Annotated in this window: 26 protein-coding genes and 1 riboswitch; of the genes, 2 read left to right on the plus strand and 24 right to left on the minus strand. The window is 47.8% G+C overall.

Annotated features, from left to right (window positions below):
- Positions 1 to 43: 43 nt before the first annotated feature.
- From atpG to QP794_RS08490, 23 genes are all read right to left on the minus strand, one after another.
- Positions 44 to 916 (minus strand): ATP synthase F1 subunit gamma, encoded by an 873-nt coding sequence (gene atpG, locus QP794_RS08380; protein ID WP_024632717.1) that lies wholly within the window; start codon positions 914 to 916, stop codon positions 44 to 46.
- A 248-nt stretch (positions 917 to 1,164) separates the two neighbouring features.
- Positions 1,165 to 2,679: a F0F1 ATP synthase subunit alpha gene (atpA, locus tag QP794_RS08385; protein ID WP_024632718.1), complete on the minus strand. Its 1,515-nt coding sequence runs from the start codon at positions 2,677 to 2,679 to the stop codon at positions 1,165 to 1,167.
- A 16-nt stretch (positions 2,680 to 2,695) separates the two neighbouring features.
- Complete coding sequence (locus QP794_RS08390; protein ID WP_094938884.1) at positions 2,696 to 3,244, minus strand: F0F1 ATP synthase subunit delta; 549 nt, start codon at positions 3,242 to 3,244, stop codon at positions 2,696 to 2,698.
- Complete coding sequence (gene atpF, locus QP794_RS08395; protein ID WP_079350326.1) at positions 3,241 to 3,729, minus strand: F0F1 ATP synthase subunit B; 489 nt, start codon at positions 3,727 to 3,729, stop codon at positions 3,241 to 3,243. Before atpF ends, QP794_RS08390 begins: the two co-directional genes overlap by 4 nt.
- 114 nt (positions 3,730 to 3,843) lie before the next feature.
- Positions 3,844 to 4,068 carry a F0F1 ATP synthase subunit C gene (gene atpE / locus QP794_RS08400; RefSeq protein ID WP_017691934.1) on the minus strand — a complete coding sequence of 75 codons (225 nt, stop codon included), beginning with the start codon at positions 4,066 to 4,068 and terminating at the stop codon, positions 3,844 to 3,846.
- A gap of 78 nt (positions 4,069 to 4,146) precedes the next feature.
- Positions 4,147 to 4,965, minus strand: a complete 819-nt coding sequence (atpB, locus tag QP794_RS08405) for a F0F1 ATP synthase subunit A (protein WP_024632721.1) — start codon at positions 4,963 to 4,965, stop codon at positions 4,147 to 4,149.
- A 45-nt stretch (positions 4,966 to 5,010) separates the two neighbouring features.
- A complete protein-coding gene (locus QP794_RS08410) occupies positions 5,011 to 5,388 on the minus strand; it encodes an ATP synthase subunit I (protein WP_079350325.1) in 378 nt (125 codons plus the stop codon).
- Complete coding sequence (locus QP794_RS08415; protein WP_024632723.1) at positions 5,381 to 5,635, minus strand: AtpZ/AtpI family protein; 255 nt, start codon at positions 5,633 to 5,635, stop codon at positions 5,381 to 5,383. The genes QP794_RS08410 and QP794_RS08415 overlap by 8 nt, the downstream gene beginning before the upstream one ends.
- 186 nt (positions 5,636 to 5,821) lie before the next feature.
- Positions 5,822 to 6,979: a non-hydrolyzing UDP-N-acetylglucosamine 2-epimerase gene (gene wecB / locus QP794_RS08420; RefSeq protein WP_285075806.1), complete on the minus strand. Its 1,158-nt coding sequence runs from the start codon at positions 6,977 to 6,979 to the stop codon at positions 5,822 to 5,824.
- Between the two features lie 38 nt (positions 6,980 to 7,017).
- Complete coding sequence (gene upp, locus QP794_RS08425) at positions 7,018 to 7,647, minus strand: uracil phosphoribosyltransferase (RefSeq protein WP_024632725.1); 630 nt, start codon at positions 7,645 to 7,647, stop codon at positions 7,018 to 7,020.
- A gap of 428 nt (positions 7,648 to 8,075) precedes the next feature.
- Positions 8,076 to 9,323, minus strand: coding sequence for a serine hydroxymethyltransferase (locus tag QP794_RS08430; protein WP_175480831.1), 1,248 nt, complete (start codon positions 9,321 to 9,323; stop codon positions 8,076 to 8,078).
- Between the two features lie 44 nt (positions 9,324 to 9,367).
- Entirely contained in the window at positions 9,368 to 9,961 is a 594-nt protein-coding gene (locus tag QP794_RS08435) for a TIGR01440 family protein (protein ID WP_285075807.1), read from the minus strand.
- A 139-nt stretch (positions 9,962 to 10,100) separates the two neighbouring features.
- Positions 10,101 to 10,182, minus strand: a riboswitch (ZMP/ZTP riboswitch).
- A gap of 84 nt (positions 10,183 to 10,266) precedes the next feature.
- Positions 10,267 to 10,839, minus strand: coding sequence for a low molecular weight protein arginine phosphatase (locus QP794_RS08440; RefSeq protein ID WP_285075808.1), 573 nt, complete (start codon positions 10,837 to 10,839; stop codon positions 10,267 to 10,269).
- 123 nt (positions 10,840 to 10,962) lie between these two features.
- A complete protein-coding gene (locus tag QP794_RS08445) occupies positions 10,963 to 11,523 on the minus strand; it encodes a manganese efflux pump MntP (RefSeq protein WP_024632729.1) in 561 nt (186 codons plus the stop codon).
- Between the two features lie 171 nt (positions 11,524 to 11,694).
- Entirely contained in the window at positions 11,695 to 12,843 is a 1,149-nt protein-coding gene (locus tag QP794_RS08450) for an L-threonylcarbamoyladenylate synthase (protein WP_483311892.1), read from the minus strand.
- Between the two features lie 283 nt (positions 12,844 to 13,126).
- Positions 13,127 to 13,786, minus strand: coding sequence for a stage II sporulation protein R (spoIIR, locus tag QP794_RS08455; RefSeq protein ID WP_285075810.1), 660 nt, complete (start codon positions 13,784 to 13,786; stop codon positions 13,127 to 13,129).
- A gap of 275 nt (positions 13,787 to 14,061) precedes the next feature.
- Positions 14,062 to 15,621 carry a glycosyl hydrolase family 18 protein gene (locus QP794_RS08460; protein ID WP_285075811.1) on the minus strand — a complete coding sequence of 520 codons (1,560 nt, stop codon included), beginning with the start codon at positions 15,619 to 15,621 and terminating at the stop codon, positions 14,062 to 14,064.
- 772 nt (positions 15,622 to 16,393) lie between these two features.
- Complete coding sequence (locus QP794_RS08465) at positions 16,394 to 17,614, minus strand: FtsW/RodA/SpoVE family cell cycle protein (RefSeq protein ID WP_285075812.1); 1,221 nt, start codon at positions 17,612 to 17,614, stop codon at positions 16,394 to 16,396.
- 217 nt (positions 17,615 to 17,831) lie between these two features.
- Positions 17,832 to 19,052, minus strand: a complete 1,221-nt coding sequence (locus tag QP794_RS08470; protein WP_285075813.1) for an FtsW/RodA/SpoVE family cell cycle protein — start codon at positions 19,050 to 19,052, stop codon at positions 17,832 to 17,834.
- An 85-nt stretch (positions 19,053 to 19,137) separates the two neighbouring features.
- Positions 19,138 to 20,022, minus strand: coding sequence for a peptide chain release factor N(5)-glutamine methyltransferase (gene prmC, locus QP794_RS08475; protein WP_082704055.1), 885 nt, complete (start codon positions 20,020 to 20,022; stop codon positions 19,138 to 19,140).
- A gap of 24 nt (positions 20,023 to 20,046) precedes the next feature.
- Positions 20,047 to 21,114, minus strand: a complete 1,068-nt coding sequence (gene prfA / locus QP794_RS08480; protein ID WP_024632736.1) for a peptide chain release factor 1 — start codon at positions 21,112 to 21,114, stop codon at positions 20,047 to 20,049.
- A 559-nt stretch (positions 21,115 to 21,673) separates the two neighbouring features.
- Positions 21,674 to 22,774: a redox-regulated ATPase YchF gene (gene ychF / locus QP794_RS08485; RefSeq protein WP_285075814.1), complete on the minus strand. Its 1,101-nt coding sequence runs from the start codon at positions 22,772 to 22,774 to the stop codon at positions 21,674 to 21,676.
- A gap of 191 nt (positions 22,775 to 22,965) precedes the next feature.
- On the minus strand, positions 22,966 to 23,436 hold the full coding sequence (locus QP794_RS08490; RefSeq protein ID WP_285075815.1) for a GNAT family N-acetyltransferase: 471 nt from the start codon (positions 23,434 to 23,436) through the stop codon (positions 22,966 to 22,968).
- A 180-nt stretch (positions 23,437 to 23,616) separates the two neighbouring features.
- Here QP794_RS08490 and QP794_RS33145 point away from each other — a divergent pair, with 180 nt between their 5' ends.
- The gene (locus QP794_RS33145) at positions 23,617 to 23,697 is read left to right on the plus strand and encodes a putative holin-like toxin (RefSeq protein ID WP_350338859.1); all 81 of its coding nucleotides are present in this window, start codon (positions 23,617 to 23,619) and stop codon (positions 23,695 to 23,697) included.
- A 275-nt stretch (positions 23,698 to 23,972) separates the two neighbouring features.
- The gene (locus QP794_RS08495) at positions 23,973 to 24,404 is read left to right on the plus strand and encodes a hypothetical protein (RefSeq protein WP_285075816.1); all 432 of its coding nucleotides are present in this window, start codon (positions 23,973 to 23,975) and stop codon (positions 24,402 to 24,404) included.
- 80 nt (positions 24,405 to 24,484) lie between these two features.
- On the opposite strand, the gene QP794_RS08500 is transcribed toward QP794_RS08495, so the two are convergent.
- Positions 24,485 to 24,682 carry an aspartyl-phosphate phosphatase Spo0E family protein gene (locus tag QP794_RS08500; RefSeq protein WP_350338855.1) on the minus strand — a complete coding sequence of 66 codons (198 nt, stop codon included), beginning with the start codon at positions 24,680 to 24,682 and terminating at the stop codon, positions 24,485 to 24,487.
- Positions 24,683 to 24,757: the final 75 nt, after the last annotated feature.

Consider the following 24,757-nt stretch of genomic DNA (forward strand, 5'->3'; position numbering starts at 1 on the left):
CTCTCTTATCTCTGCACTGCAAGCCTTCATTAATAAAAAACGGTTAGCCTTGTGCTGCGTTGGCACCTGCCACAATTTCCGTAATCTCCTGCGTAATAGCCGCTTGACGGGCACGGTTATACGTCAATGACAAGTCGTTAATGAGTTTGGATGCATTTTTGGTTGCATTACCCATCGCCGTCATTTTCGCTCCCAGCTCACTCGCCTTACCGTTCAGAAGTGCACCATAGATCAGCGTTTCCGCATAACGAGGTAGCAAAACTTCCAGTACAGCTTCCGCTGAAGGCTCATATTCGTAGCTTGCCGTCGGTCCTTCCGCAGCAGTTACCTCAGGTGTCTCCATCGGAAGAAGGCGCTCTACCGTAGGAATCTGGGTCAACGCATTCACAAAGCGGTTATAACAAATGTACAACTCATCAAATTTAGCCAGCTCAAACCCTTGAACAGCCTCGTGGGCAATGGATTTGATATCTGCAAATGCTGGTGAATCGGATAGATCCGTTGTAACGGATGCCATCGCAATTTCGCGCCGTCTGAAATAATCGCGTCCTTTACGCCCAATGACGAATAATTCGTAATCATCCTGAGAATTGTGGCGCTCTTTGAGCGTCAGATTGACCTGACGCAAAACGTTGGCATTGTATCCGCCCGCAAGGCCGCGGTCCGATGTAATGATCAGATACGCTGTCTTTTTAACCGGACGGCTCTCCAGCATCGGATGCTGAATACCTTGCGTGCTTGAAGCAATACTAGCCACAACTTCTTTCAGTTTCTCCGAATAAGGACGGGCTGCCTCAGCTTTCTCCTGCGCTTTACGCAGTTTAGCGGCAGCTACCATCTCCATTGCTTTGGTGATCTGCTTGGTGCTTTGTACGCTTTTAATTTGCCGCTTTATTTCGCGCATGCCTTTTGCCATGATTTCACCACCTTAAAGTTTTGACGAAGTCAAAACTACATCGTAAGCACAACCCTACTTTGACAACGTCAAAGTTACTTCGTAAGCATTCACTAGTTTTGACGAAGTCAAAACTACATCGTAAGCACAACCCTACTTTGACAACGTCAAAGTTACTTCGTAAGCCTATCAAAACTTGGACAGCGTCAAAGTTTTGCATGCAGACATGCGGAATCGGTTAGACAACTCCGCAGCTGCATATCATCTATTTAGACGGAGACAGCAAAGCTCTTTCTGAACTTCTCGATAGCACCCTTCAGCGCATTCTCATTGTCTGCAGTCAATTCTTTGGTATCACGGATGGATTGAAGAATCTCAGGATGGCTGCTCTCCATGAACGCGAGGAATTCGTGCTCAAAACGAGTCACATCACCTGTAGGAATTTCATCCAGGAATCCTTTAACCGCTGTGTACAAGCTGACTACCTGTTGTTCTACAGGCAGAGGCTGGTTCACACCCTGCTTCAGAATTTCCATCATACGAGCACCACGATTCAGGCGGGCCTGAGTCGCTTTGTCCAGATCGGAACCGAACTGGGAGAACGCTTGAAGCTCACGATATTGAGCGAGGTCAAGACGCAGGGAACCTGCAACCTTTTTCATCGCTTTGATCTGAGCAGAACCACCAACCCGGGATACGGAAATACCTACGTTGATCGCAGGACGTTGTCCAGCATTGAACAGGTCAGCTTCAAGGAAGATTTGTCCGTCCGTGATGGAGATTACGTTCGTCGGGATATATGCAGATACGTCGGAAGCTTGTGTTTCAATAAACGGCAGTGCTGTTAAAGAACCACCACCAAGTTCATCATTCAGCTTCGCAGCACGCTCCAGCAAACGGGAGTGCAGATAGAAAACGTCACCTGGATATGCTTCACGGCCCGGAGGACGACGAAGCAGCAAGGAGAGCTCACGGTATGCGGAAGCTTGTTTGGTCAAATCATCATAAATGACCAGAACGTGCTCACCTTTGTACATAAAGTACTCACCCATCGAACAACCGGAATACGGTGCGATGTACAAGAGCGGTGATGGGTCGGATGCTGCCGCAGTTACAACAATTGTGTACTCCATAGCGCCTTTACGACGAAGAGTTTCCACAACTTGTGCAACTGTAGATTGTTTTTGACCGATAGCAACATAGATACATTTCATGCCGCTGCCTTTTTGGTTCAGGATGGCATCGATCGCGATCGATGTTTTACCTGTTTGACGGTCACCGATGATCAACTCACGTTGTCCACGACCGATTGGAACCATGGCATCAATCGCTTTGATTCCTGTTTGCATTGGCTCATGAACCGATTTACGATCCATTACGCCTGGTGCTTTACCTTCAACCGGACGGAATTCTGTTGTTGCGATTGGCCCTTTGCCATCCACAGGAATACCGAGCGGATTAACAACGCGTCCAATCAATGCTTCGCCAACTGGCACTTGCATGATTTGACCGGTACGTTTAACTTGGTCGCCTTCACGAATATCATAGTAAGGTCCCAGGATAACGACACCGACATTGCTCTCTTCCACGTTCATGGCGAGTCCCATAACACCGCTTGGGAATTCAACCAACTCATTGGACATAACGTTCTCAAGTCCGTATACACGAGCGATACCGTCACCGACTTCAATAACCGTTCCGACTTCGACTACATCGATATCGGTCTTGTATTGTTCGATTTGGCTCTTAATTAATGTACTGATTTCTTCTGGTTTGATACTCAAGTGTCCTCACCCCAATCTACTGTACTCGTCTGTTAAAAGACTGCTCAAGACGTTCGAGCTTGCCAGCCAAGCTGCCGTCATAGATCGTATCGCCAATGGCGACCTTCAATCCGCCCAGCAGAGTCGGATCAACAATATTCTCGATACGAATCTTTTTATTCACACGGCCACCGAATTCACGGGCTACCGCTTCTTTTTCTTCATCATTCAATGCATAAGTCGAGTAGACGCGCGCATCAGCTATGCCGAGCGACTCGCCTTGGATCTTCAAATAATCATTCAGCAAAGCTTCCAGCAATTCAACGCGTCCGCGCTCAATCAACAGCAGCACGGTGCGAAGGACAGGTTCGGATACCTTGCCATCAAGGCTTGAATGAAGCACATTCTGCTTGGCTTCATCAGAGATGTTCGGAGATACGATAAATTTTTCAATATCAGCATCCCCGGTCAATGCACTAACAACCGCACGCAGTTCCTGTTCAACTTCAAGTACCTGCTGTTGCTGAAGAGCAACTTCGAACAATGCTTTCGCATAACGCTTGGCAACTATCGTATCGCGGCTCATTGTCGGCCTCCTACCTCATTGAGGTATTGGTTCACAAGTTCCTCTTGTGCAGGACCGTTCTCAACTTCTTTTTTGATCAATTTGGAAGCAATTTGAACGGAAGCTGTACCCAGTTCGCTGCGAAGCGCTGCGACCGCTTTGTTCTTCTCACTCTCGATCTCACGTACAGCATCGTCTTTGAGACGATTAGCTTCTGCTTTCGCATCAGCCAGAATCGATTCGGCTTGTTTGCCGCCCGTTTGTTTGGATTGTTCAATAATGTCGTAAGCATCTTTGCGCGCTTGCTCCAGAGCTTGTTTTTGTTCCTCCACATAGGCAATGGCCTGTTCCCGAGTCTGAGCAGCCTCATTCATCTGCGTCATCACGAGTTCACGACGTTTTTCCATAATGGAGAACAAAGGACCGAAAGCATAACGGCTAAGCAGCCAATATAAAATTACAAATGCAATCATCGCAAGAAGCGTATTTTCCCATATGAAACTCAATCTGTTCACTCCTTCCTGGAGGTATCCTTGAAACGTCATCCGTTAGAACGGACATTACCTAAAAAGAAGGCGCGGATGGCTATGGCCTTCCCCGCCAAACCTGTATCGATTTAATTAAGCCATACCGTAGAACATGAACGCCAATACCACACCGATGATCGGCAATACCTCGATCAGACCTACACCGATAAACATTGTTGTTTGAAGAGTGGATTTTGCTTCCGGTTGACGGGCAATCCCTTCCACCGTTTTGCTGATTACCATACCGTTACCAATACCTGCGCCAAACGCGCCCAGTCCTGCAACAATTGCTGCTGCGATTAATGCCATTGCTCCCATTTGTATATCCTCCTTAAAATGTTAAATCGAATTTTTTATTGTTCAGCCTGGTGAAGAAATCTTCGTAGGGCTTGAAACTTAATGTTCGTCATGCGTCTCGATGCTTTGTGAAATGTACACCATCATCAAGATTACAAAAACAAATGCCTGGATTGCGCCGATAAAGATACTAAAGCCCTGCCACACCATAAGCAACGGAATCGCTGCAATGGCACCAAACACTTTGAATGTGGTCAGCTTCAGGATCGTTGTAATCAGTACCTCGCCCGCGAAAATATTCGCGAACAAACGCATTCCGTGTGTTAGCAGCTTGGATGCCGTCTCAATCAGGTTGATCGGCAAGAACAAGGCGAACGGTTTAAGATAATGTTGCAGATATCCTCTTGTGTTACGGAACAATCCCAGTCCATGAGACACCAGGAATGCTACGAGTGCCAATCCCATCGTTACAGACAAGTCAGCTGTCGGTGATTTCCACCAGGCCAGCTCAACGTGCGGGTGTGCTTCAGGGTCCTTGGCATGCGCTTCTTCAAACGCGTCCACTGCCGTAACAATCGGTTGACCGAACACCTGCGCATGTTCTGCGCTATCCACCGCGGTTACAGCCTGAAACGGAAGACCGAGCATGTTACCTACAAAAATGAACATAATCATGGAAAGAGCGAGAGAGATAAAATGTTTCCCTTTCTTCATGTCCATTGTGCTGGAAATCAGATTGCGGACGAATTCTACTGCCCACTCCATAAAATTTTGCAGCTTGCCGGGATTTTCAACGGATAATCTCCGTGTTGCCAGTACAGCAAAAATAAAAACAAGTGCACCTGTTACAACCAGCATCAACAGAACCGATAGATCCAGCCGAAATCCGCCAAGCATAATAATTGGAGCTTCATGCATATTTTTCTCACCCCTTTCTCGACTTGAAAGCTGCAGCACCTAACATCATTCTGCTCTGCGGGAATAGACGATCCCTATAATCAGTAAGGAAAATTGTGCAAGGACCAGACCGCCTGCAACCGCATATGTATTGAAGTACTGCGGAAAGCGCATCGATATGAAAATACCGAGCACTGCGAGTGCCGCTCTTGTCAAAAATCCCAGGTTCACACGCTTCAAGTTACCTTCTGCCGCATCATCCGACATTTTCCTTACTTTGTAGCCCAGGTAAAATGCATTGATCCAGCTAATTCCTGTACCCAGGGCCAGTCCCAAAGCAATTGTCTCCACACGTGGCATAAAGGCCGCAGCGAGAAAACAAATCATAAGAAAGTACATGATGAAAACAGTCATCATTCTGCGGTATCTGGTTAGTTCACTCATCACTTTCCCCCATGAATTTTTTCGCGATAAAGTAGATGCTTACACCGCCCGCCGCCAAGAAAAAGAGAACGCTTACGGCGATCCATATTCCGTTACCTCCGATGGTCTTGTCCAACCAGGAGCCAGCGTAATATCCGGCAACAGCGAGAATGGCAATCTCGATTCCAAAAGCTGTAACGAGCCCCATTGCTTTCCACACATTATCATCATGGTTACGGGATGAATTTGGTTTGTTCGAATCGGCCATTTTCCACGCCACCCTTGCAATCCCAGTTAATTTTACTGAATGATGAGAGCCTTTGTCAATTGAATGATTTTAGTGTTTTAAAGGGGAAAACGACGGGATTATAGGCCCTCAGAGCCCATAAACCCGCGTAAACCGTACAGTTTAACTGTATGCTGTACCCTTTATAAATCCGTCAGAAAAAATGAATTATTTTTTGAATTTTCTGTGAAATGATTCCGGACGTTCACTATTCACACCAAAATGATGCAAAATCGCATTGACAATTCTTTCCGAAGCATGTCCATCTCCATAAGGATTGGCAGCTTGACTCATGCTTGCATACATTGTTTCGTCTGTAAGCAGAGCTCTGGTCCGCTCATATACACGTTCCTCTTCGGTACCCACCAGCTCCAGTGTTCCAGCCTCAATTCCCTCCGGACGCTCCGTTGTGTCCCGCAGGACGAGAACAGGCACACCAAACGAAGGTGCTTCTTCCTGCAATCCGCCTGAATCTGTCAGAATCAAGTGCGTATGCGGGTAAAAGTTATGCAAATCCACCACGTCTAGTGGATCAATAAGTTGAATACGGGGGTGATTCCCCAAAATCGCGTGAGCCGGCTCCTTCACAGCAGGACTTGGATGCACCGGGTACACGATGGCAATATCCTCAAACTCGTCGGCAATCCGTTTGACAGCCTGGAAAATGTTACGGTGAGGCTCGCCTTGGGATTCACGGCGGTGAGCTGTCATCAGCACAAGACGCTTGCCCTGTGCCCAATCGAGTACCTGATGTGTGTAATCCTGCCGTACTGTATATTGAAACACATCTGTTACCGTATTGCCTGTGACATACGTACTAGACTCCGGTTTATTTTCTTTGGCAAGGTTGGAAGACGACCAGTCCGTAGGCGCAAAATGCAAATCAGCAAGCACCCCGGTTAACTGACGGTTCATTTCTTCCGGGTATGGAGAGAGCTTGTTCCACGTCCGGAGGCCCGCTTCCACATGCCCCACCTGGATCTGTTGCAGGAACGCAGCATAGCTGGCTACAAACGTTGTCAGCGTATCCCCGTGAACCAATACGATATCCGGCTTTGCTTCACGCAAAACCGGCTCCAGACCTCCCAGCACACGAATCGTAATTTCATTCAGCGTCTGGCGGTCTTTCATCACATCGAGATCATAGTCCGGATGAATATCGAATACTTCAAGAACCTGATCCAGCATCTGACGATGCTGTGCAGTAACGCAAACGATCGATTCAATAGATTCGGGATGTTTCTGCAGTTCCAAAATAAGCGGAGCCATCTTGATGGCTTCCGGGCGCACCCCGAATATTGTCATGACTTTAATTTTCTTGGACATTGAAGCAAAGCCCCTTTTCTATTCAGCATGCAATATGCTTATTTAGTTCCGTACAGACGGTCTCCTGCATCTCCCAGTCCGGGAACGATATAGCCGTGATCATCCAGACGATCATCCAGCGCAGCGACGTAGATGTCTACATCCGGATGGGCTTCCTGAACGGCTTTGACTCCTTCAGGAGCTGCAACCAGATTCATCATTTTGATTTGTGTGCAGCCGCGTTTTTTGAGCACGTCAATAGCAGCAATGGCAGAACCACCCGTTGCCAGCATCGGATCGATGACAATCAGTTGACGCTCAGTTACGTCTGTAGGCAGCTTAGTGTAATATTCTACCGGTTGCAGTGTTTCAGGGTCACGGAACAGACCAACATGTCCAACTTTTGCAGCTGGCAACAATTTTACAACACCATCCAGCATGCCGAGTCCTGCGCGCAGAATTGGTACCAGTCCGAGCATACGTCCAGAAATAACTTTACCTTGTGTTGCAGCTACAGGAGTCTGTACATCAATCGTCTCCAGCTCAACGTCTCTTGTAATCTCGTAAGCCATCAACGTTGCTACTTCATCCACCAATTCACGAAAATCTTTCGTATTCGTACGCATGTCGCGTATAAACGTCAGTTTGTGTTGAATCAAAGGGTGATCACATATTACTAATTTTCCCATCTAATTTGTCCCTCCGGTATGTTCTTCATGTTCAGCATTACCAAATATGCCTAATCATCATTCATAGGCCCCGATAAATCCTGTATATTATATCATCACCCACACCGAATTACACCATCAAAGGGCACCTAATCATTACAGAAAACCGAATCCTACAAAAACAGGACCGGAAAAATGAGTCTTCCGGTCCTGTTTGCTCGTGCTGTTATATCATTGAGTAGGTAAAAATTATAAATACAAGTGATGCTCCGCAAACAGATTGCACCTTCGATCGCTGTTATCCCCAGATTTTTTTTGATTCCCCTTAAATAAGGAGAAAATCAGGGGATAAAGGCGAGCGCTTCGCTTCTCCGGTTGCATTCTGCCAGCTTCGTCTTTTGTATTCCAATTTATAAAAACTCAAAAGAAAGCAGCATGAGCAATGTTTTTTAGTATTTAAGGTCAGTGTAGAGTGGGAATTGGTCTGTCAGTGCAGTCACTTCCGCACGGGCTTCGTCCAATTTCGCTGTATCTTTAGGGTTTTTCAATGTTTTAGCAATAATTTTACCAATCGCCACCATCGCTTCTTCGTTCATACCACGGGAAGTCGCCGCAGGTGTACCGATCCGGATACCACTTGTTACAAACGGGCTGGTCGGATCAAACGGAATGGCATTTTTGTTCACGGTAATACCGATGGAATCAAGTACATGCTCAGCTTCCTTACCTGTGATATTCACGCTGCGTGTGTCGATCAGCATCAAGTGGTTGTCTGTACCACCGGATACGATGTTCAATCCTTCAGCAATCAACGTTTCAGCCAGCACCTGTGCATTTTTCACCACATTTTGTGCATATGTTTTGAACGAAGGTTGCAGTGCTTCACCGAAGGCTACCGCTTTGGAAGCAATCACGTGCATCAGAGGTCCACCTTGGGAACCTGGGAATACCGCTTTATCAATCGCTGCTGCCCATGCTTTGCGGCACAGAATCATACCACCACGAGGTCCACGCAGCGTTTTGTGTGTTGTTGTTGTTACGAAATGCGCATGTGGAACCGGGCTTGGATGCAATCCGGCAGCTACCAGTCCTGCAATATGAGCCATATCCACCATGAACAAAGCGCCTACATCATTGGCGATGGAAGCAAGCTTTTCAAAATCAATGATACGCGGATATGCACTTGCACCTGCAACGATCATGCGAGGACGATGTTTGAATGCAGCTTTGCGCACTTCATCGTAATCAATCAGGAACGTATCTTCTTGTACACCATAAGCCACGAAATTGTACAGCAAGCCGGAAGCATTAACCGGGCTACCATGTGTGAGGTGTCCGCCATGCGCAAGGTTCATGCCCAGTACAGTGTCACCTGGTTTCAAAGCCGCAAGATATACTGCCATGTTCGCTTGTGCACCGGAGTGAGGCTGAACATTCACATGTTCTGCTCCAAACAGTTCTTTGGCACGGTCACGTGCAATGTCCTCAACGATATCGACATGTTCACAACCACCGTAGTAACGTTTACCTGGATAGCCTTCAGCGTATTTGTTCGTAAGTACAGATCCAAGAGCCTCGATAACCGCTTCGCTTACGATGTTCTCGGATGCGATCAGCTCGATGTTGTTCTGTTGACGTTTCAGTTCAAGATTCATCGCTTCCAGTACTGCCGGGTCATTCTTGCGCAATTGTTCCATGATTAAATTCCTCCCAGTTTATAAGTGAATTGGTTGAATAAAAATTAGTCACAAAATGTCGAATCCGGTTGCTCTTCCATGCGATACACTGCGCGCTCGCCACCAATCAACTTGGGACGGGTCAACGCTGTAGTTACACGGGCATCACCAATGTAGCGGAGTGCTGTACGGTAAGGTACTGCCACATGCCGCAAGTGCATGCCAATCATCGTCTCGCCAATATCCAGTCCCGCATGGGCCTGCACATGTTCAGCCAGGCATGGATCGGTCAGCGAGCGATACGCTGCGGATGCCATGGAACCACCTGCTTTGGGCACAGGTACTGCACCCACTTCAGTCAATCCAAGACGTGTAAGCAGAGAACGCTCCATAACCAGTGCGCGGTTCAGGTGCTCACAACATTGGAATACAACATCAAAACCGAACTCCTGCTGCACCTCGCGTATACCCGCAAGAAGCTGCTGCGCCACTTCAACTGCACCGCTTGTACCAATCCGTTTGCCTGCGACTTCACTTGTACTTGTACCGATCACAACAATCTGTCCAGATCCAAGCTGTCCGGCAAGCGCCAGTTCACGCAGTATGGATGCAGTCTGTTCATGCAATCCGGGTTGTTCCGAATCTAATTCAATAGTCATCCTATCGCCTCCCGATAAAATCATGCCCGGCTTCCTCTTGGCTGCCCTTCGTATTCTTGCATGGCATTTCAGGTACTATTATAGCGAATAATCAGATGAAAGACGAAAAAAAGAGCAGTCTGCGGGTAACGCAGAATTGCTCTTTTGCCCAGGCGACCGGCCGTTTGTTCCGGTGCTCCATTGTGGTTGTGCCCACTTCGTCGCCAGTTACACCGGATCCCTGTTTTCCCATTCATCATAAAACAACCTGCGTTTAAAATCAACGACTAATTTACATCCCATGTCCGCTTTAATATGGCTTCCAATTACTCCAACTTGTCCAAAAGTCTGTCGAGCGCGGTCCGAATCTCTGCCGCAGCAATGTTGTAATCGTCGCGACTGCCGCCAAACGGGTCCGAAATGTCAAAGCTCGGAATGCGCTGCCTAATCTCGATCGCCCGCTCACGTTCAGATGCCAAAATCTCCTGACCGAGCGCACGTTTCATCTCCAATGTCGCGAACAGGCTGTCCAGTTCCTGAAGATCACTCAGAACTTGCTCGTCATTTTCGACGTATTCTTTCAAAGTATATGTCTTGTGTACCGAGTCAGGAAAAACCTGAATAACATGCTGTTTATGACTGCGTGTCAATGTGAGAATCAGATCGGCCCAGCCAACCAGGTTCGCGCTAAGAAGCGTCGAATGAGGTGGTCCCTCCACGTTGTGATCCCTTAATACGGCCTCCGCATGACGGGAAATCGGCATGCCCGTTGTTGCGGCTACACCTGCGGAACGAACGTCCACTTGAATGCCCCGCTCAGACGCCAGTTTACGTAAAAGTCCCTCCGCCATGGGGCTGCGGCAGGTATTCCCTGTACATACAAACAAAATATGTTTCATTGTGGTTAGCCTCCCCATTTTGCATATGTTGTCGAATCATGTTGAAACCCCATCTGATCCAATGAACCTCATACCTATATATTGAAGACTGCACTAGGCTGTAATTATAGTTAACGTTATATTTTAAAATATAAACAATAGTCCAAAAGCGAGCAAGATTGCTCCGCCGACCGCTTCTCCATAATCCCCCATGTTCTGGCTCACACGCCGTCCCAACAGCAGACCCATAACGGACATTAATCCACCGCATACGCCAAAAGCCAGCACTGTTAACACCAAATCACTGCTGAACATGCCGAGCGAGACTCCAACGGAGAATGAATCCACACTGACACTCAGAGAGAATAGAATCACACCGAGCAGAGAGCGATGATCCACCAGTTTGGTGTCTCCCTCCCGGAAAGCGTTCAAAATCATATGGGCACCGAGCAGGACCAGCAAACCGCCAGCTGCATACGTCGTAATGTCACCAAGCAGGGAACTGACGTATTTGCCCGTATACATGCCGATGAGCGGCATGATGATGTGAAACAAGGCCGTTACGGTACTGATTCGCAATACGTCTCTCAGACGAATGCCCTTCATGCCAATCCCGATGCCGAGTGAGAACGCGTCGAGTCCGAGTGCGACTGCCATGATCAAAATGGTTACCAACTGCCCTACATGGGCAGACACATCCCACATCCCCATACCCCCAAGTCACGTAAAGGTTCTTGTACACCATATGCGGACAAGGACCTAAACATAACCTGAGGAGATTTTTTGCATTCGTAGCATTCAAAAAAAAGAGATTGCTGGTCGTGGTGTGTAGAGGGAGAAGAAAATACATGCCTGACGAAGCCGTGGAAAAGGGGGCTATCGGTTACCGACCTGTATGAGTCGGTGACCTGCCGCCTTGAGCAGCCGGTTCATGACGGCTGCTCCCAGCCCTTCGCGCGAGCAGGCTTCAGCCACAATATATGTGGCTCCCTGCTCATCGCAGCTGCGCAGCACGGCGTACAGCCGGCGCGCTGCCTCCTCCAGCTCGCTGGCTTCGCCCAGCGAGAACACGGCATCGGCGCGGTACTGCTCCGCGTGCTCGGCGAACGCCAGCACTGCGGTGCGCTCCCCGCGCTGCGCCGCCTCTGCGAGGGCGGCGCTGATCCAGGCCGCCACCGCTGCGGGCGGCCCCTCCACCACGCACAGCGCACCTGTGGGCGCGTAGTGCGTGTACTTCATGCCCGGCGAGCGCGGCGCCGGGCTGTCATCGCCACCGGGCCCCTCGGCGAGCAGCGCCGGGTCCGTGGCGACACGGGCGGCAACGGCGGACAGCTGTTCCGCCGTAATGCCGCCAGGGCGCAGGATGGTGACGGTACCGTCGTCACCGACCTGCACTACCGTGGACTCGACGCCCACCCCAGTGGGGCCGCCGTCCACGATGCCGCCGATGCGGCCTGCCAGATCCTCGCGCACATGTGCGGCGAGTGTCGGGCTTGGCCGCCCGGAGCGGTTGGCGCTCGGCGCGGCGACCGGGCATTCCGCCGCCGCGATCAACTGCAAGGCCACCGGATGGTCCGGCATACGCACGGCCACCGTATCCAAACCGGCGGTAACCCGCGGGGATACCGCCCCTGGCCTAACCGGCAGCACAAGCGTAAGCGGCCCCGGCCAGAAGGCCGCCATGAGGGCCTCCGCTGTGCTATTCACTTCCGTGACCAGTGAATCCAGCTGGTCACGCTGTGCAATATGCACAATCAGCGGATTGTCTGAAGGCCGCCCCTTGGCTGCAAATACAGCCTCCACCGCTGCTGTTCTGCGAGCGTCAGCGCCCAGACCGTATACCGTCTCGGTCGGGAAGGCTACAGTCTGCCCTTGACGAAGACAGGCTGCGGCATCCTGCAAGTCAGCGAGGGCCTGTTTATACGTACTTCCTTTGGCCACATCTTCCGTGTTCTCATTGGTTACCAGTATATTGACGTCCCACATGCTCGTAACCATTTCCTCTATACTTCCATCTTTATCCATGTCATTCATGAAAGACTGATGCAATTGTTCGTTCTCTCTAGTCATATATCCATCATTCCTAAACTTCAGTAGGGTAGTTAATGCAAGAAAACGCGCTTGCGCGCTGCCTTCTTCGCTTAAATTGCTGATTCCTGTAATTATAACATATCTGCTCTGTCCAAGGATGGAGTCAGAATTCTATCTAGCGATTAACATCAAGTGGTTTTTGACTCGAACCATAATAAAGCAAAAGGGCACTTCCCTGAATCGAAGCCCCCTGATAAAGCCTATGTCTAGCAGCATGTTATGCAAACAATCCCGTTACCCAGTCCCACAATTTGACGGCCATATCCCACAGGAAGAAACGCGCTTCCGGTGTTGCTGCCTGTACAGATGCTTGTGCATCCCCAGGCTCAGAAGCAGCAGCAGATGCTGTTGCAGGCTTCGCAAGTGCATCACCTGTGCCTGCATCTATGAAGCATAACGGTGGAAACAGCACACACCACCAGTTTTGCCCTTCACCTTTTCCCAGTGTTATCCGTACTGCTTCGTAATCTCCAGCAGGATATACGGTACCCCCATATAATTTGGTTGGAAAAGGAACAACCCCGAGTTCCACCTGATACGAATAGGTTAAGCCACGATTGGCAAGCTCTTCTCCCACACGATCCTCAATTTCAGATAAATGCTGACGAATGACCCCACGTGCTTCATCCAGGCTTTGCGGATTCTCCAGTTGAGTTACCCACTCACCCATCTGAGCAACGACCGCGTCACGAATCTCGCGTTTGACCAGCTGATCTCCCGCTGCATCCGAGTTTGCCAGAATACGCAAGCGAATGGATTGTTCTGGAATTGCTGTGGCCGCCACAGCTGCATCGGTTTTCTGACCTTCCCACATCATTATGATCATCATAAGACATACAATAATAAGTCCAATTTGTTTCACGATTCTTCTGCTCATTCCGTTCTCCCCCTCGGCCCCTGTAACTCTCTCATGTCTATCAGTATGCCCGGAAGAGACCGAAGTAAACCTGCTAGAGTACAAATCTACTAAAATTTTAATAGGATGGACAGACTTAAAACGAAAGGACCGTTAGCACACCTTATGTCTGACGAAAATCAAAGAAGCGCCTGCCCATGGAACACTTGTCGGCTGGCACTTCCTTGATCCATCCCAATTCTAGCCTACCCTTTTGTTATCAACTTGGCTTGCTGCATGGAGCTCTTGCTTCTCAGTTACTTATTCACCCGAAAAGCTTCCCATGCCCCGCCAACCGAATTGCGGCTCGCTACAAGCTTACCGCCATTATTCAAATCACAGGTCACATACAAGTTATTGGCGAGGGCTTGCAATGCGATTGTTCCATCACCCAAATCCACACGATTGAACTTCTCCCATTGCTGAATGGTTGTGGCTTTGGCGATCAGAGCACCACCCTCGTTAACATCTGCTGTGACATATTTATTATTGATTTTGGATTTGAGGGACACCGTTCCATCGGAGTTCGTGATCCATTCAAAAAGCTCCCAGTCTCCTGCCGTTGTCCGATTGGCGATAAGCTGGTCATTGCCCTGATTCTCGGCGGAGACAATTTGCTGATTCGCTTGTGCAACCAAATACGCGTACCCGCTTGGATTTGGCGGCTGCACCGAACCACCACCTGTAACCTCTGAATATACGGCCTGAAGCAGCGCACCAGATCGGTCATTGCTGTACTCCCAGAACATGATACCACCCAGATTGCTGTTTTTCACATATTGTACCTTCAGGCTGAGCGATTGCGGATCGTCATAGGAGATAAAGGTATTCCCATTAAACAGATATGGAGCTTGGGCACTGCTGTCCCAATACCGTGTATATCCGTTTTTATTCAAATATTGGCTGACAATCGTGTTGTAATCGGGTTCAAATCCACCGGAACCAGGTCTGTCCAGACCATTATTTGAATTCTGGACACCAGTCCAGGCCCGGCCGTAAAAGGCTCCACCAATGACCAGCTTGTTCGCGGGAACACCGCTGTTTCTGAATAGATTGACCGCAGACGTTACACTAATATCTCTACCGGACAAGTTCGTATGATGACCTGTGGTTGCATCCCAGGTTCCATGAAAATCGTAAGTCATCAGATTGATCCAATCCAGCAATGGCGTGATATTATTGATTTCCACACCGTTCAGATAACTACTGCTCGCTCCGGCGGCAATAGTCAGCAGATATTGCTTTCCATTAATTTGTCCTTGAGCATTCAGCTTCTCACGAACCTTCGAGAGCAGTTGTGTGAAATTTTGTTTATCTTGTGGTCGTGCAGTTGTACCGGCAGCAGGGTTAGTAGGATATTCCCAATCCAAATCGACGCCATCCAGATTATTGGAGGTTACCAGTTGCACAATACTGTCGGCAAACGTTGTACGTGAGGCGTCTGTTAGCGCGGCGTCAGAGAAACCGTTAGCTCCCCAGCCACCGACAGACAATAACACCTTCAGGTCAGGGTTTCTGGATTTTAATCCAACCATGAGCTGCAGTTTGGTACGATCTGTATTGGTAATCGTCGCTTTGCCCTTGGAGATGAGCGCGAAGGAGTAATTGATATGAGAGAGCTGCTCTGCCTTAATATCATTCGCGGTCCAATTGGCCCACCCCGCTACATAAGCAATGATTTTCTTCGGGAGTGGAGCAGCCCCTGCCTTCTTGGCAGGACCAATGACAATCGTTGAAGCTATTAATGCAAAAGATAAAAACAAGAGCATAAACACTTTTATGATCGATGGGGCCTTACCAACTCGATTAAAATTCATTTTTGAACGCTCCTTCGGGGTTTAAATTTTTAAATTCAGCAGCGTGGCCTATGGCTTGTACCCCACTTCACAGGAGGGCCGCGTCCCGCCATTCTCACCTCTTCCTTCATCAACGCCGCTGTGCATCCATACCTGTACGTGTTAACGCACATAGCTTCTCATCCTTTCTGCTTCAAATCAGAGAGAACCAAAACAAAAGTAAGCGTTTGCAATTAGATTGAAATCGATTTCACTTTTGAAGAATAAAAGAGCCATCGGATGTTCTGCACAGAACCAATAGATTTTGTAGAATAGCAAACAAGCTATGATAAGAATCAATTATTGAACATTGACCTGGGAGGTATAAAGAATATAGGAATCTCCAGTTAAGCTGACTTATTCTGATGATTTAGGGAAGAGTACACCAACGAATGACGAATACATTCGACTTAGCATGACTGAGTGCTGGGTGGGGGAGTTGTTTAATACCCATAGTTAACGTATTTATTACTGTCTGTCGTGCTGGGTTAAGGGTCTGTTAAAATACGTTTTAAATCTAGTTAAAATTAGGATAATATAGAATTGAAATATTTGTCAATAAAAATTAAATTTGGTATTCATCTGAAATTCAAAGATTACTTTACTTTTAAAACAAAAAAAAGATCATCACCTAGCTGCGCAGGCAAAGATCGGATAACAAACAAATCATATAGGGCTCCATTACATACTCCAACATCCTCTGAATGGGATGATGGATGTCCATGGCAGAATTGAATCATACCAAAGTTCAAAGTTACGCTGTTGTCTTTTCCTTTTTGACCAACCTCCATAAGCGTTCCAGTAAGGTAGGTTTCTGTTCTCCCATAAATAGCTCGTCCTCGTCTTCCTGACCATACAATTTAATGCTCATTACAAGCCCGATACATGCCATATTAATGAGCAACGAGGTTCCTCCGTAGCTTATAAACGGCAGTGTAATGCCCGTAAGCGGCATCAGTCCGAGGAAAGCACCAATATTTTCAAACACCTGATATAACAGCATGCCGATAATACCTACAATCACCACAGGCCCTGCCCGGTCTCTACAGTGGAAGGCGATTAACACCATACGATGGATGAGGATAAAATACAGTAAGAGCAGAACAGAGCCGCCTACAAAACCAAACTCCTCGGCAATAACCACAAAAATGGAATCCGAATATGTATACGGTACACGCCCCGATTGAACGGAAGTTCCCTGCATGTAACCTTTGCCTGTTATGCCTCCCGAGCCTATCGCGAGACCCGCATTTTTCGTATGCCAGGAGGCCTTCGACGTTGCTTTATCCGGTACAAGCCAGGGATCAATTCGCTCGGCCCAATGCTCCCGGTTCGCCTTTTCCAGAAAGGTAAAAATCTCATCGTGATACGACGTATATGCTTTGACGAATCCAAAAAAGGTGATCCCCACAATAGCAAGAGCAATTAATGCATGAGACAGCTTGATATTCCCAATCCATAACACAGCAACCAGAATCACGATATATCCGAGGGCGTTGCCCAGGTCATTCTGAATCATTACGAGTGCAAAGGGAACGAACGTCCATAAACCAATAGGCACGATGTCTTTCCAGAAACGAAGCGTAGAATTTTTTCTTTTGACCAATACATGCGCCAGAAACAGAATCAGGATCATCTTGAACAACTCTGCCGGTTGAAAAGAAAGATATTCATTAATCTTAATCCAGCCATTCGCATTATTGATCGTGCCACCTACAAAGTTGACAAGAATCAGCAGGATGATCCCCACACCGTAAATATAAAATGCATATTGGATATACAGTTTATAATTGACCAATCCAATACCAATGATGGCTACGAATCCAATCCCGTAAAACAGCAAGGTTTTGATATGATGATTCCCAAGTTTCGGATCGGACTGAATGGCACTGTACACCGTAAATACACTCATAACCATAAGCAGCAGCAACACAAACAGAATAACCCCGTCCATCTTCTTCAGCATTCTCAGCATGTTCGCACCACATATCCTCCTGAGGCTCAACAACCCATTAATTTTTTCCAGTAGTCTTCAATATTACCATTGTATAGAATTGGAAGACAAATTGGAAACCTGCCAAACAAAATAACGAAAAACCCTGAAACCCACAGATCTATCTCGCTCCTATCTGTTGATTCAGGGTTAACTTATATCGTATTCTCTTCGGAAAGGGTTCTTCTTTGGATAAAAATTATTGCTCCTGCTGTGATGATTTGCGTCTAAATAACTTCAATACCAGTTCCGTAATACTCGGTTGTTCTGCGGAACCCAGAATATCCTCGTTCTCTTCCGTATGCACCTTGATACTCATCACAAGTCCCATACTAAGCATGTTGAGGACAAGCGAGGTTCCCCCGAAACTGATGAACGGGAGTGTAATCCCTGTGAGTGGCATTAGACCAATAAACGGACCTATATTGACAAAGATCTGGTAAAGCAGCATCGCTATAATGCCAACTATCAGATATGGCCCTGCCCTATCCTTACATTCCAGCGCAATCAGCACCAGCCTGTGAATGAGGATAAAGTAGAGCAACAGCAGGACCGACGCTCCGACAAAACCAAATTCTTCGCCGATCTGTACAAAGATGGAATCCGCATAGGCCAGCGGCACCCGATTCGACTGAATGGTGGTACCTTCCAAGTATCCTTTACCGCTAATACCTCCAGAGCCTATAGCCAACTTGGCATTGTAGGTTTGCCAGAGAACATCTCTGGACGTCTGCTCCGGCACAAGCCAGGGATCGAAACGATCTGCCCAGTGTGAGCGACCAATATCTTTCAGGAATTTTACGATTTCATCATGATAATGAATATACGCTTGTGTACCAGCAATCAAAGCCGTTACCGCTATGACAAAACCGATTAGGGCATGCGTGAATTTGATATTGCCTATCCATAGAAGCCCCACCAGGATGACAACATAACTCAGCGCATTTCCTAAGTCATTTTGAAGCAAGACGAGCAGCAACGGAGGAAGCACACAGAGTGAGATCGGGATGACATCACGTCCAAAAAACAACGGCCTGTTTTTCTTCCTCGCCAGAAGCGCTGACAGGAAGACAATCAGACATAGCTTGAACAGCTCGGCAGGCTGCAAGCTCAGGCCAAATATGGATAACCATCCTTGAGCCCCGTAGTATTCCTTACCGATAAACATAACAAGAATAAGCAGTATCATGCCCACGCCATAAATGTATAGGTAATTTTTAATGATCAATTTGTAGTTAATCATGGACATTCCGAAAAACACAATAAAACCGATAATGTAAAAAATTACTGCTTTCTGGGGATAAGCCTCCCACTTCGGTCGGCCGAAGGTGGTACTATAAATCGACAAAATACTAATAGCCATCAGAATGAGCAATATAAAAACAATTGTATAGTCTATTTTCTTGAATTTGTGCAGCATGTAGTTATGTTCCTCCAAGCATTCAGCAATCTTCGGTATATCTCATTGTAGAGGATTTCACGGCAAAAAGAAAACCCGTGGAACCTTACATTTTCGTCACCTGTTCCGAAGTACGAACACCCAATACATGCCGTTCAATGCCTGCAAGGTCTGGCACGACGATAATTTCCGGCCAATATCCGGCCGATTCAAGCAGAGCTGCGATGTCCCCGGCCTGTCCCTGACCCAGCTCAAAACCAATGATCTGCGGCGGTGCAGGTAGCAGCGCAAGCTGCTCCAGCATGATTCGGTACGGCCCCAGTCCATCCGGGCCGCCGTCCAGTGCCGTGCGCGGCTCATGATCGCGCACCTCAGGCTGCAACCCGGCGATATCTGCCGCCGGGATGTAGGGCGGGTTGGACACCAGGATGTCCACCCGTGCCCCGGCGAACGGGGCCAGCAGATCGCCTTCGCGGAAGTCGATCTGTACCCCGTTCGCGGCCGCGTTCCGCGCGGCCACTTGCAGGGCTGCCGCCGAGATATCTCCGGCGCCTACCTGCCAGCGCGGGCGCTGCGAAGCCATCGTCACTGCGATGGCGCCGCTGCCCGTGCCAATGTCGACGGCGAGCGGAGCGCCGCCGGGAAACACGCGGTCGGCTTCGCGCAGCACAGCCTCGACCAGCAGCTCGGTCTCCGGCCGCGGGATCAGCACGGCCGGCGTGACCTCGAACGGCAGCCCATAGAACTCCTGGCTGCCGATAATGTACTGCGCCGGCTCACCCGCAGCCTTGCGTGTGACGGCGTCTTCCCAGCGGCTGCGAAGCTCGCTGGGAAAGGGCTCCGGCTGCATCATGTAATACTCGGCCCCTTCGCGGCCGAGTACATGTTCAAGCAGCAGCCGGGCATTGTTGTGCGGCTCGTACACGCCGCACTTCTCCAAAAAAGAGGAAGCCTCCACGAAGGCTTCCCGACAGCTCTGTTCCGGCGTCATGACAAACTGCGCGCGGGTCACAGATTATTCTCCTCTATCCATCATATCCGTCTGCTCAGCAATCGTCAGTGCAGACACGATATCCGCAATCTCACCATTCATAATTTGATCCAGCTTGTGCATCGTCAATCCGATCCGGTGATCCGTAACACGGCTCTGTGGGAAGTTATAGGTACGAATCCGCTCACTGCGATCACCTGTACCTACTTTGCTCTTCCGCTCACTCGAAATTTTTGCTTCTTCTTCCTGACGCATCATATCGAAGATACGCGTACGCAGAACCTGCAATGCTTTTTCCTTATTCGAGTTCTGGGACTTACCATCCTGACACGTCGCCACAATACCTGTTGGAACGTGAGTTACCCGTACAGCCGATTTCGTCGTATTAACCGATTGTCCACCGGCACCACTGGAACAGAACGTATCTACACGGATATCTTTATCGTGAATTTCAATATCGAAATCTTCGGCTTCAGGCATAACCGCTACTGTCGAAGTAGACGTATGAATCCGTCCGCCCGATTCGGTTGTAGGAATACGTTGCACACGGTGTGCACCACTTTCGTATTTCAGTTTGCTGTATGCACCACGTCCATTGATGAGGAAAACAACCTCTTTAAAGCCACCCAAGTCGTTCGTATTCACGTCCATCAGCTCCACACGCCAGCCTTGCGTATCAGCAAAACGTGTGTACATCCGGTACAAATCCGCTGCAAACAGCGCCGCTTCATCTCCACCAGCCGCTCCGCGAATTTCAACGATGACGTTTTTATCATCATTCGGGTCTTTTGGCAGCATGAGAACACGAATCAGATCGTCCAGTTCTTTCTGGCGAGTGCTCAGTTCATCGATTTCCATTTTGACCATTTCACGCATCTCGTCGTCCAGCTTCTCGCCCTGCATTTCTTTTGCAGCTTCGAGATCCTGGCTTACCTGTTTGTACTCATTGTACGCTTCATAGGTAGGCTGGAGATCCGATTGTTCTTTGGAATATTCCCGCAGCTTCTTGTTGTCACTTGCTACATCCGGGTCACACAGCAATTCGCTGAGTTTCTCGTAACGGTCGGCTAACGCCTGTAATTTATCAAACATATATAGTCACCTCACGCATTATTTTCGTTCCAGCATTCATCATTCATTCGATCCTGATAGGCATTCATTTCATGCATCATCAGACCATTTATATTTCACAAGGCACGGAATTCACAGAAATCCCTGACTGAAAGATTCATTTTATGATCGACGTATAACATCGCTACAACGTCATCAAATCCTTTACTTTTAAGTTATATAAAAGAAATCGCGTACCCGGTTGAAAACCCGCTTCAACTCATTAAGCCGAGCGTGAAATTTAACATAGGTATACGACTCTTAATTATAGCATATTCTTATGCTTCTGGATAGCAATAGTTCACCGGGCAGACAACCATATTACTTTTATCACTAAGGCGAAACATAATGTATTCCCGTTATAATGTCTCATTTCCGCCTCCCTTGGCTTGCCTCGTTTTTATTATATCCACCAATGGCAAACAATCCAGCATAAGTAACGATCTGCAGCAGGATTAGAATATAAAAAAGCCCTGCGATCTTCACGGGAAGACAACAGGGCTTTTGTTAACGTTATATCTAGTTGTAGATTGAATATGAACTAAACGTTGAAGCGGAAGTGCATAACATCGCCGTCGTTGACAACATACTCTTTACCTTCAAGACGAAGCTGTCCACGCTCTTTGGCACCGTTCATGGAACCGGCTGCAACCAGATCGTCGTAGGAAACGACTTCTGCCCGGATGAATCCACGCTCAAAGTCCGTGTGAATAACACCCGCTGCGCCTGGTGCTTTCGTACCCTTGCGAATCGTCCATGCACGAACTTCTTGTACGCCTGCTGTGAAGTACGTGTACAGACCCAGCAATTTGTAAGCGGCTTTGATCAACAGGTTCAGACCGGAATCCTCGATACCGAGTTCTTCCAGGAACATTTGTTTATCTTCGCCTTCCAGCTCGGAGATCTCTTCTTCCACTTTTGCACTGATCGGCACAACTTCTGCATTTTCAGCAGCTGCAAATTCTCTTACTTTTTGCACATAGGCATTGTTCGCCACATCGCCGATTTCGTCCTCAGCTACATTGGCTGCGTACAGAACAGGCTTCAGGGTAAGCAGGTGCAGATCGCGCACGATCAGACGCTCGACATCCGTAAGCTCCATGCTGCGTGCTGGCTTGTCTTCGTACAGAACAGCCTTCACTTTCTCCAGTACTTCCACTTCTTGAGCAGCTGATTTGTTGCCGCCCTTCATGTTTTTCTTGGAGCGATCGATTTTTTTCTCGACACTCTCGATATCGGCCAGGATCAACTCCAGATTGATCGTCTGGATGTCGCTTACCGGATCAATTTTGCCATCGACGTGTGTGATGTTCTCGTCTACAAAGCAGCGTACCACGTGTACAATCGCGTCTACTTCACGAATGTGGGCAAGGAACTTGTTACCAAGACCTTCGCCTTTGCTCGCACCACGAACAAGACCTGCAATATCTACAAATTCAAACGCCGTTGGTACCGTTTTTTTCGGTACAACGAGTTCTGTCAATTTGTCCAAACGCTCGTCCGGCACTTCAACGATCCCCACGTTAGGGTCAATCGTACAGAACGGATAGTTTGCCGATTCGGCACCAGCTTGTGTAATTGCGTTAAACAGTGTGGATTTACCAACGTTAGGCAAGCCCACGATTCCAGCTTTCAAAGCCATGTATATGACAACTCCTCATTGATTACTTGTTCGGTATGGATAATCCTATACATTATATATGACAAACCCCAAGGCATCAAGGAACTTCGCCAATTCGACCAGAGCACCATCCGCTTCCCGAAATCCCCGGTTCTGCGGGTGATTCGTTTTGCGTAGATCATACGTCTGGCTTAGATTATCCGTTTTTAGGTTTACCCTTTGATTTCCTTATACATCGTCAGATCGGTTACCTCATACCCCATCTTGCGATACAGGCTGCTTGCCCGCACATTATGTCCAAACACATGCAGACCAATGCGATCCACGCCAAGACTCAATGTTTCAATCTCAAGTGCCTCCATCGTCTCTGTACCATATCCCTTGCCCCGATAGGCTTCTTCGACCACAATGTCCAGCAAAAACGCGTCCTTGCCACGGCGGTTATCCGTAACGTTAAACCAGATATAACCCACATTCCCGTCCACTTCATGCACCAAATTATAGAGGTAAGCACCCGGTGTATTCAGCCCTTCAGGCAAATATTTGTCGTAGGATGCCTCTGCAAGTCCCTGCGCCTCTTCCGCAGCCCAAGTACCCGCTTCCACTTTCTCTTCTGCAAAATCTTTAATCGAACGAATAAGGAAATTAGCATATTCTTCTTGATTCATTGGGTTTAGCTTCATCAGGATATCCCTCCAAATTAATAGATATGTATACAATTATGGTGATGTATTCACTGCCCAACCCTATCTAACATTTGTTATCCTATTCAACAAAAAGAAGATTATGGTATAATCACTGAAGCAACAGAAAGGCTAATATGGGCGGTCTCGGCTAACCTCTCGGAAGGGAGGTGATGCCCCGTGGAAGTATACCAAGCGATGACGCTAATGATTTCATTTGCGACTCTTGTTGTCTTGATACTTACAAACAAACGGAAATAGACCGCCCTCGGCAAAAGGAAGCGGTCTATTTTTAGGCTTTCATTCTAAATCCGGAGCCGAACCGCCCTTAAAAGCGGCTGTTGCAGCGGGGAGTCGTGTTGGTATCACGGCTCTCTTTGCATTTTATACATCTTCTACCCTTATTATAACACGCATTTTAATGTGCAGTCTATAATTGAGGCCCCCTCTTCCCACGTTAACAGCTAAATTTCTATACAACATTTGCTTACCTCAGTCTGTTTATACCTATATATTAAGAAAGGAGCAGATAACTTATGAATACACGTCGTCCCTTTTCAAAATGGAAAATAATCATCCTATCCATAGCGATTCTCTTCATTGGTTTAGTTATTTCTATGGGTTACCAGGCGCTGGACCCGTTTAGACATTTAAGGATCACGATTCATAATCAGTCCGACTATGATCTTTCAAATATTACAGCACGTGTGAGCAGCGGCATTGATTCGTTCAATACAAACAATGAGGGTACTATACACACCTTAAAGAAAGGTGTAGCCAGCGGTGAAAAAATGAAGTTCGCTCCGCAGTTGCGACTTTCCGGTGAAGCATCCATCTATCTGGAGTTCACGGACAGCCGTGGTAAAATCTATACCGAAACGGTATGCGGTTATACCGAATATTTGTCTGGCAACTCCTATGTGACTATAACCAACGAAATGATTACTGTAAAAGAAGAATGTATGTAATAACGTACTTCGCTCCATGTACTATGTTAAAATATAGGGGCGAGCGACCCGCCAAAGTTTCTCGCCCAAAGTCGATTGGATTAACCCATCGGCTTTTTTATTTTAACTTGATTGTATTGATTAATTAGATCATCTAGGACCATAGATTGCTTTATAACATGAGGATGAAGCAGATATCCATTATAGTCCATCTTTAGTTGATAAAGCTTTTGTCTCGCAGCTTCGATCTGCAACTTGAGCTTACCACAATCCATATTCATCCCTCCCTGTTGTAACATTTTAGTCCGTTCTGCTAATTAGTAGGAAATCAGGCGAACTCCAACACCTTTTAGTCATAATATTTGTGGCAATGT

This window comes from Paenibacillus sp. UMB7766-LJ446, from assembly GCF_030226665.1.
In the GTDB taxonomy this organism is placed as follows: domain Bacteria; phylum Bacillota; class Bacilli; order Paenibacillales; family Paenibacillaceae; genus Paenibacillus; species Paenibacillus vandeheii.

Bases quoted from the DNA above. Each gene is read 5' to 3' on its own strand.
- atpG (WP_024632717.1), bottom strand. From the start codon at position 916: ATGGCAAAAGGCATGCGCGAAATAAAGCGGCAAATTAAAAGCGTACAA.
- QP794_RS08390 (WP_094938884.1), bottom strand. From the start codon at position 3,244: ATGAGCCGCGATACGATAGTTGCCAAGCGTTATGCGAAAGCATTGTTC.
- atpE (WP_017691934.1), bottom strand. From the start codon at position 4,068: ATGGGAGCAATGGCATTAATCGCAGCAGCAATTGTTGCAGGACTGGGC.
- atpB (WP_024632721.1), bottom strand. From the start codon at position 4,965: ATGCATGAAGCTCCAATTATTATGCTTGGCGGATTTCGGCTGGATCTA.
- QP794_RS08410 (WP_079350325.1), bottom strand. From the start codon at position 5,388: ATGAGTGAACTAACCAGATACCGCAGAATGATGACTGTTTTCATCATG.
- QP794_RS08415 (WP_024632723.1), bottom strand. From the start codon at position 5,635: ATGGCCGATTCGAACAAACCAAATTCATCCCGTAACCATGATGATAAT.
- wecB (WP_285075806.1), bottom strand. From the start codon at position 6,979: ATGTCCAAGAAAATTAAAGTCATGACAATATTCGGGGTGCGCCCGGAA.
- upp (WP_024632725.1), bottom strand. From the start codon at position 7,647: ATGGGAAAATTAGTAATATGTGATCACCCTTTGATTCAACACAAACTG.
- QP794_RS08430 (WP_175480831.1), bottom strand. From the start codon at position 9,323: ATGGAACAATTGCGCAAGAATGACCCGGCAGTACTGGAAGCGATGAAT.
- QP794_RS08435 (WP_285075807.1), bottom strand. From the start codon at position 9,961: ATGACTATTGAATTAGATTCGGAACAACCCGGATTGCATGAACAGACT.
- QP794_RS08440 (WP_285075808.1), bottom strand. From the start codon at position 10,839: ATGAAACATATTTTGTTTGTATGTACAGGGAATACCTGCCGCAGCCCC.
- QP794_RS08445 (WP_024632729.1), bottom strand. From the start codon at position 11,523: ATGTGGGATGTGTCTGCCCATGTAGGGCAGTTGGTAACCATTTTGATC.
- QP794_RS08450 (WP_483311892.1), bottom strand. From the start codon at position 12,843: ATGGATAAAGATGGAAGTATAGAGGAAATGGTTACGAGCATGTGGGAC.
- spoIIR (WP_285075810.1), bottom strand. From the start codon at position 13,786: ATGAGCAGAAGAATCGTGAAACAAATTGGACTTATTATTGTATGTCTT.
- QP794_RS08460 (WP_285075811.1), bottom strand. From the start codon at position 15,621: ATGAATTTTAATCGAGTTGGTAAGGCCCCATCGATCATAAAAGTGTTT.
- QP794_RS08465 (WP_285075812.1), bottom strand. From the start codon at position 17,614: ATGCTGAGAATGCTGAAGAAGATGGACGGGGTTATTCTGTTTGTGTTG.
- QP794_RS08470 (WP_285075813.1), bottom strand. From the start codon at position 19,052: ATGCTGCACAAATTCAAGAAAATAGACTATACAATTGTTTTTATATTG.
- prmC (WP_082704055.1), bottom strand. From the start codon at position 20,022: ATGACGCCGGAACAGAGCTGTCGGGAAGCCTTCGTGGAGGCTTCCTCT.
- prfA (WP_024632736.1), bottom strand. From the start codon at position 21,114: ATGTTTGATAAATTACAGGCGTTAGCCGACCGTTACGAGAAACTCAGC.
- ychF (WP_285075814.1), bottom strand. From the start codon at position 22,774: ATGGCTTTGAAAGCTGGAATCGTGGGCTTGCCTAACGTTGGTAAATCC.
- QP794_RS08490 (WP_285075815.1), bottom strand. From the start codon at position 23,436: ATGAAGCTAAACCCAATGAATCAAGAAGAATATGCTAATTTCCTTATT.
- QP794_RS08495 (WP_285075816.1), top strand. From the start codon at position 23,973: ATGAATACACGTCGTCCCTTTTCAAAATGGAAAATAATCATCCTATCC.
- QP794_RS08500 (WP_350338855.1), bottom strand. From the start codon at position 24,682: ATGTTACAACAGGGAGGGATGAATATGGATTGTGGTAAGCTCAAGTTG.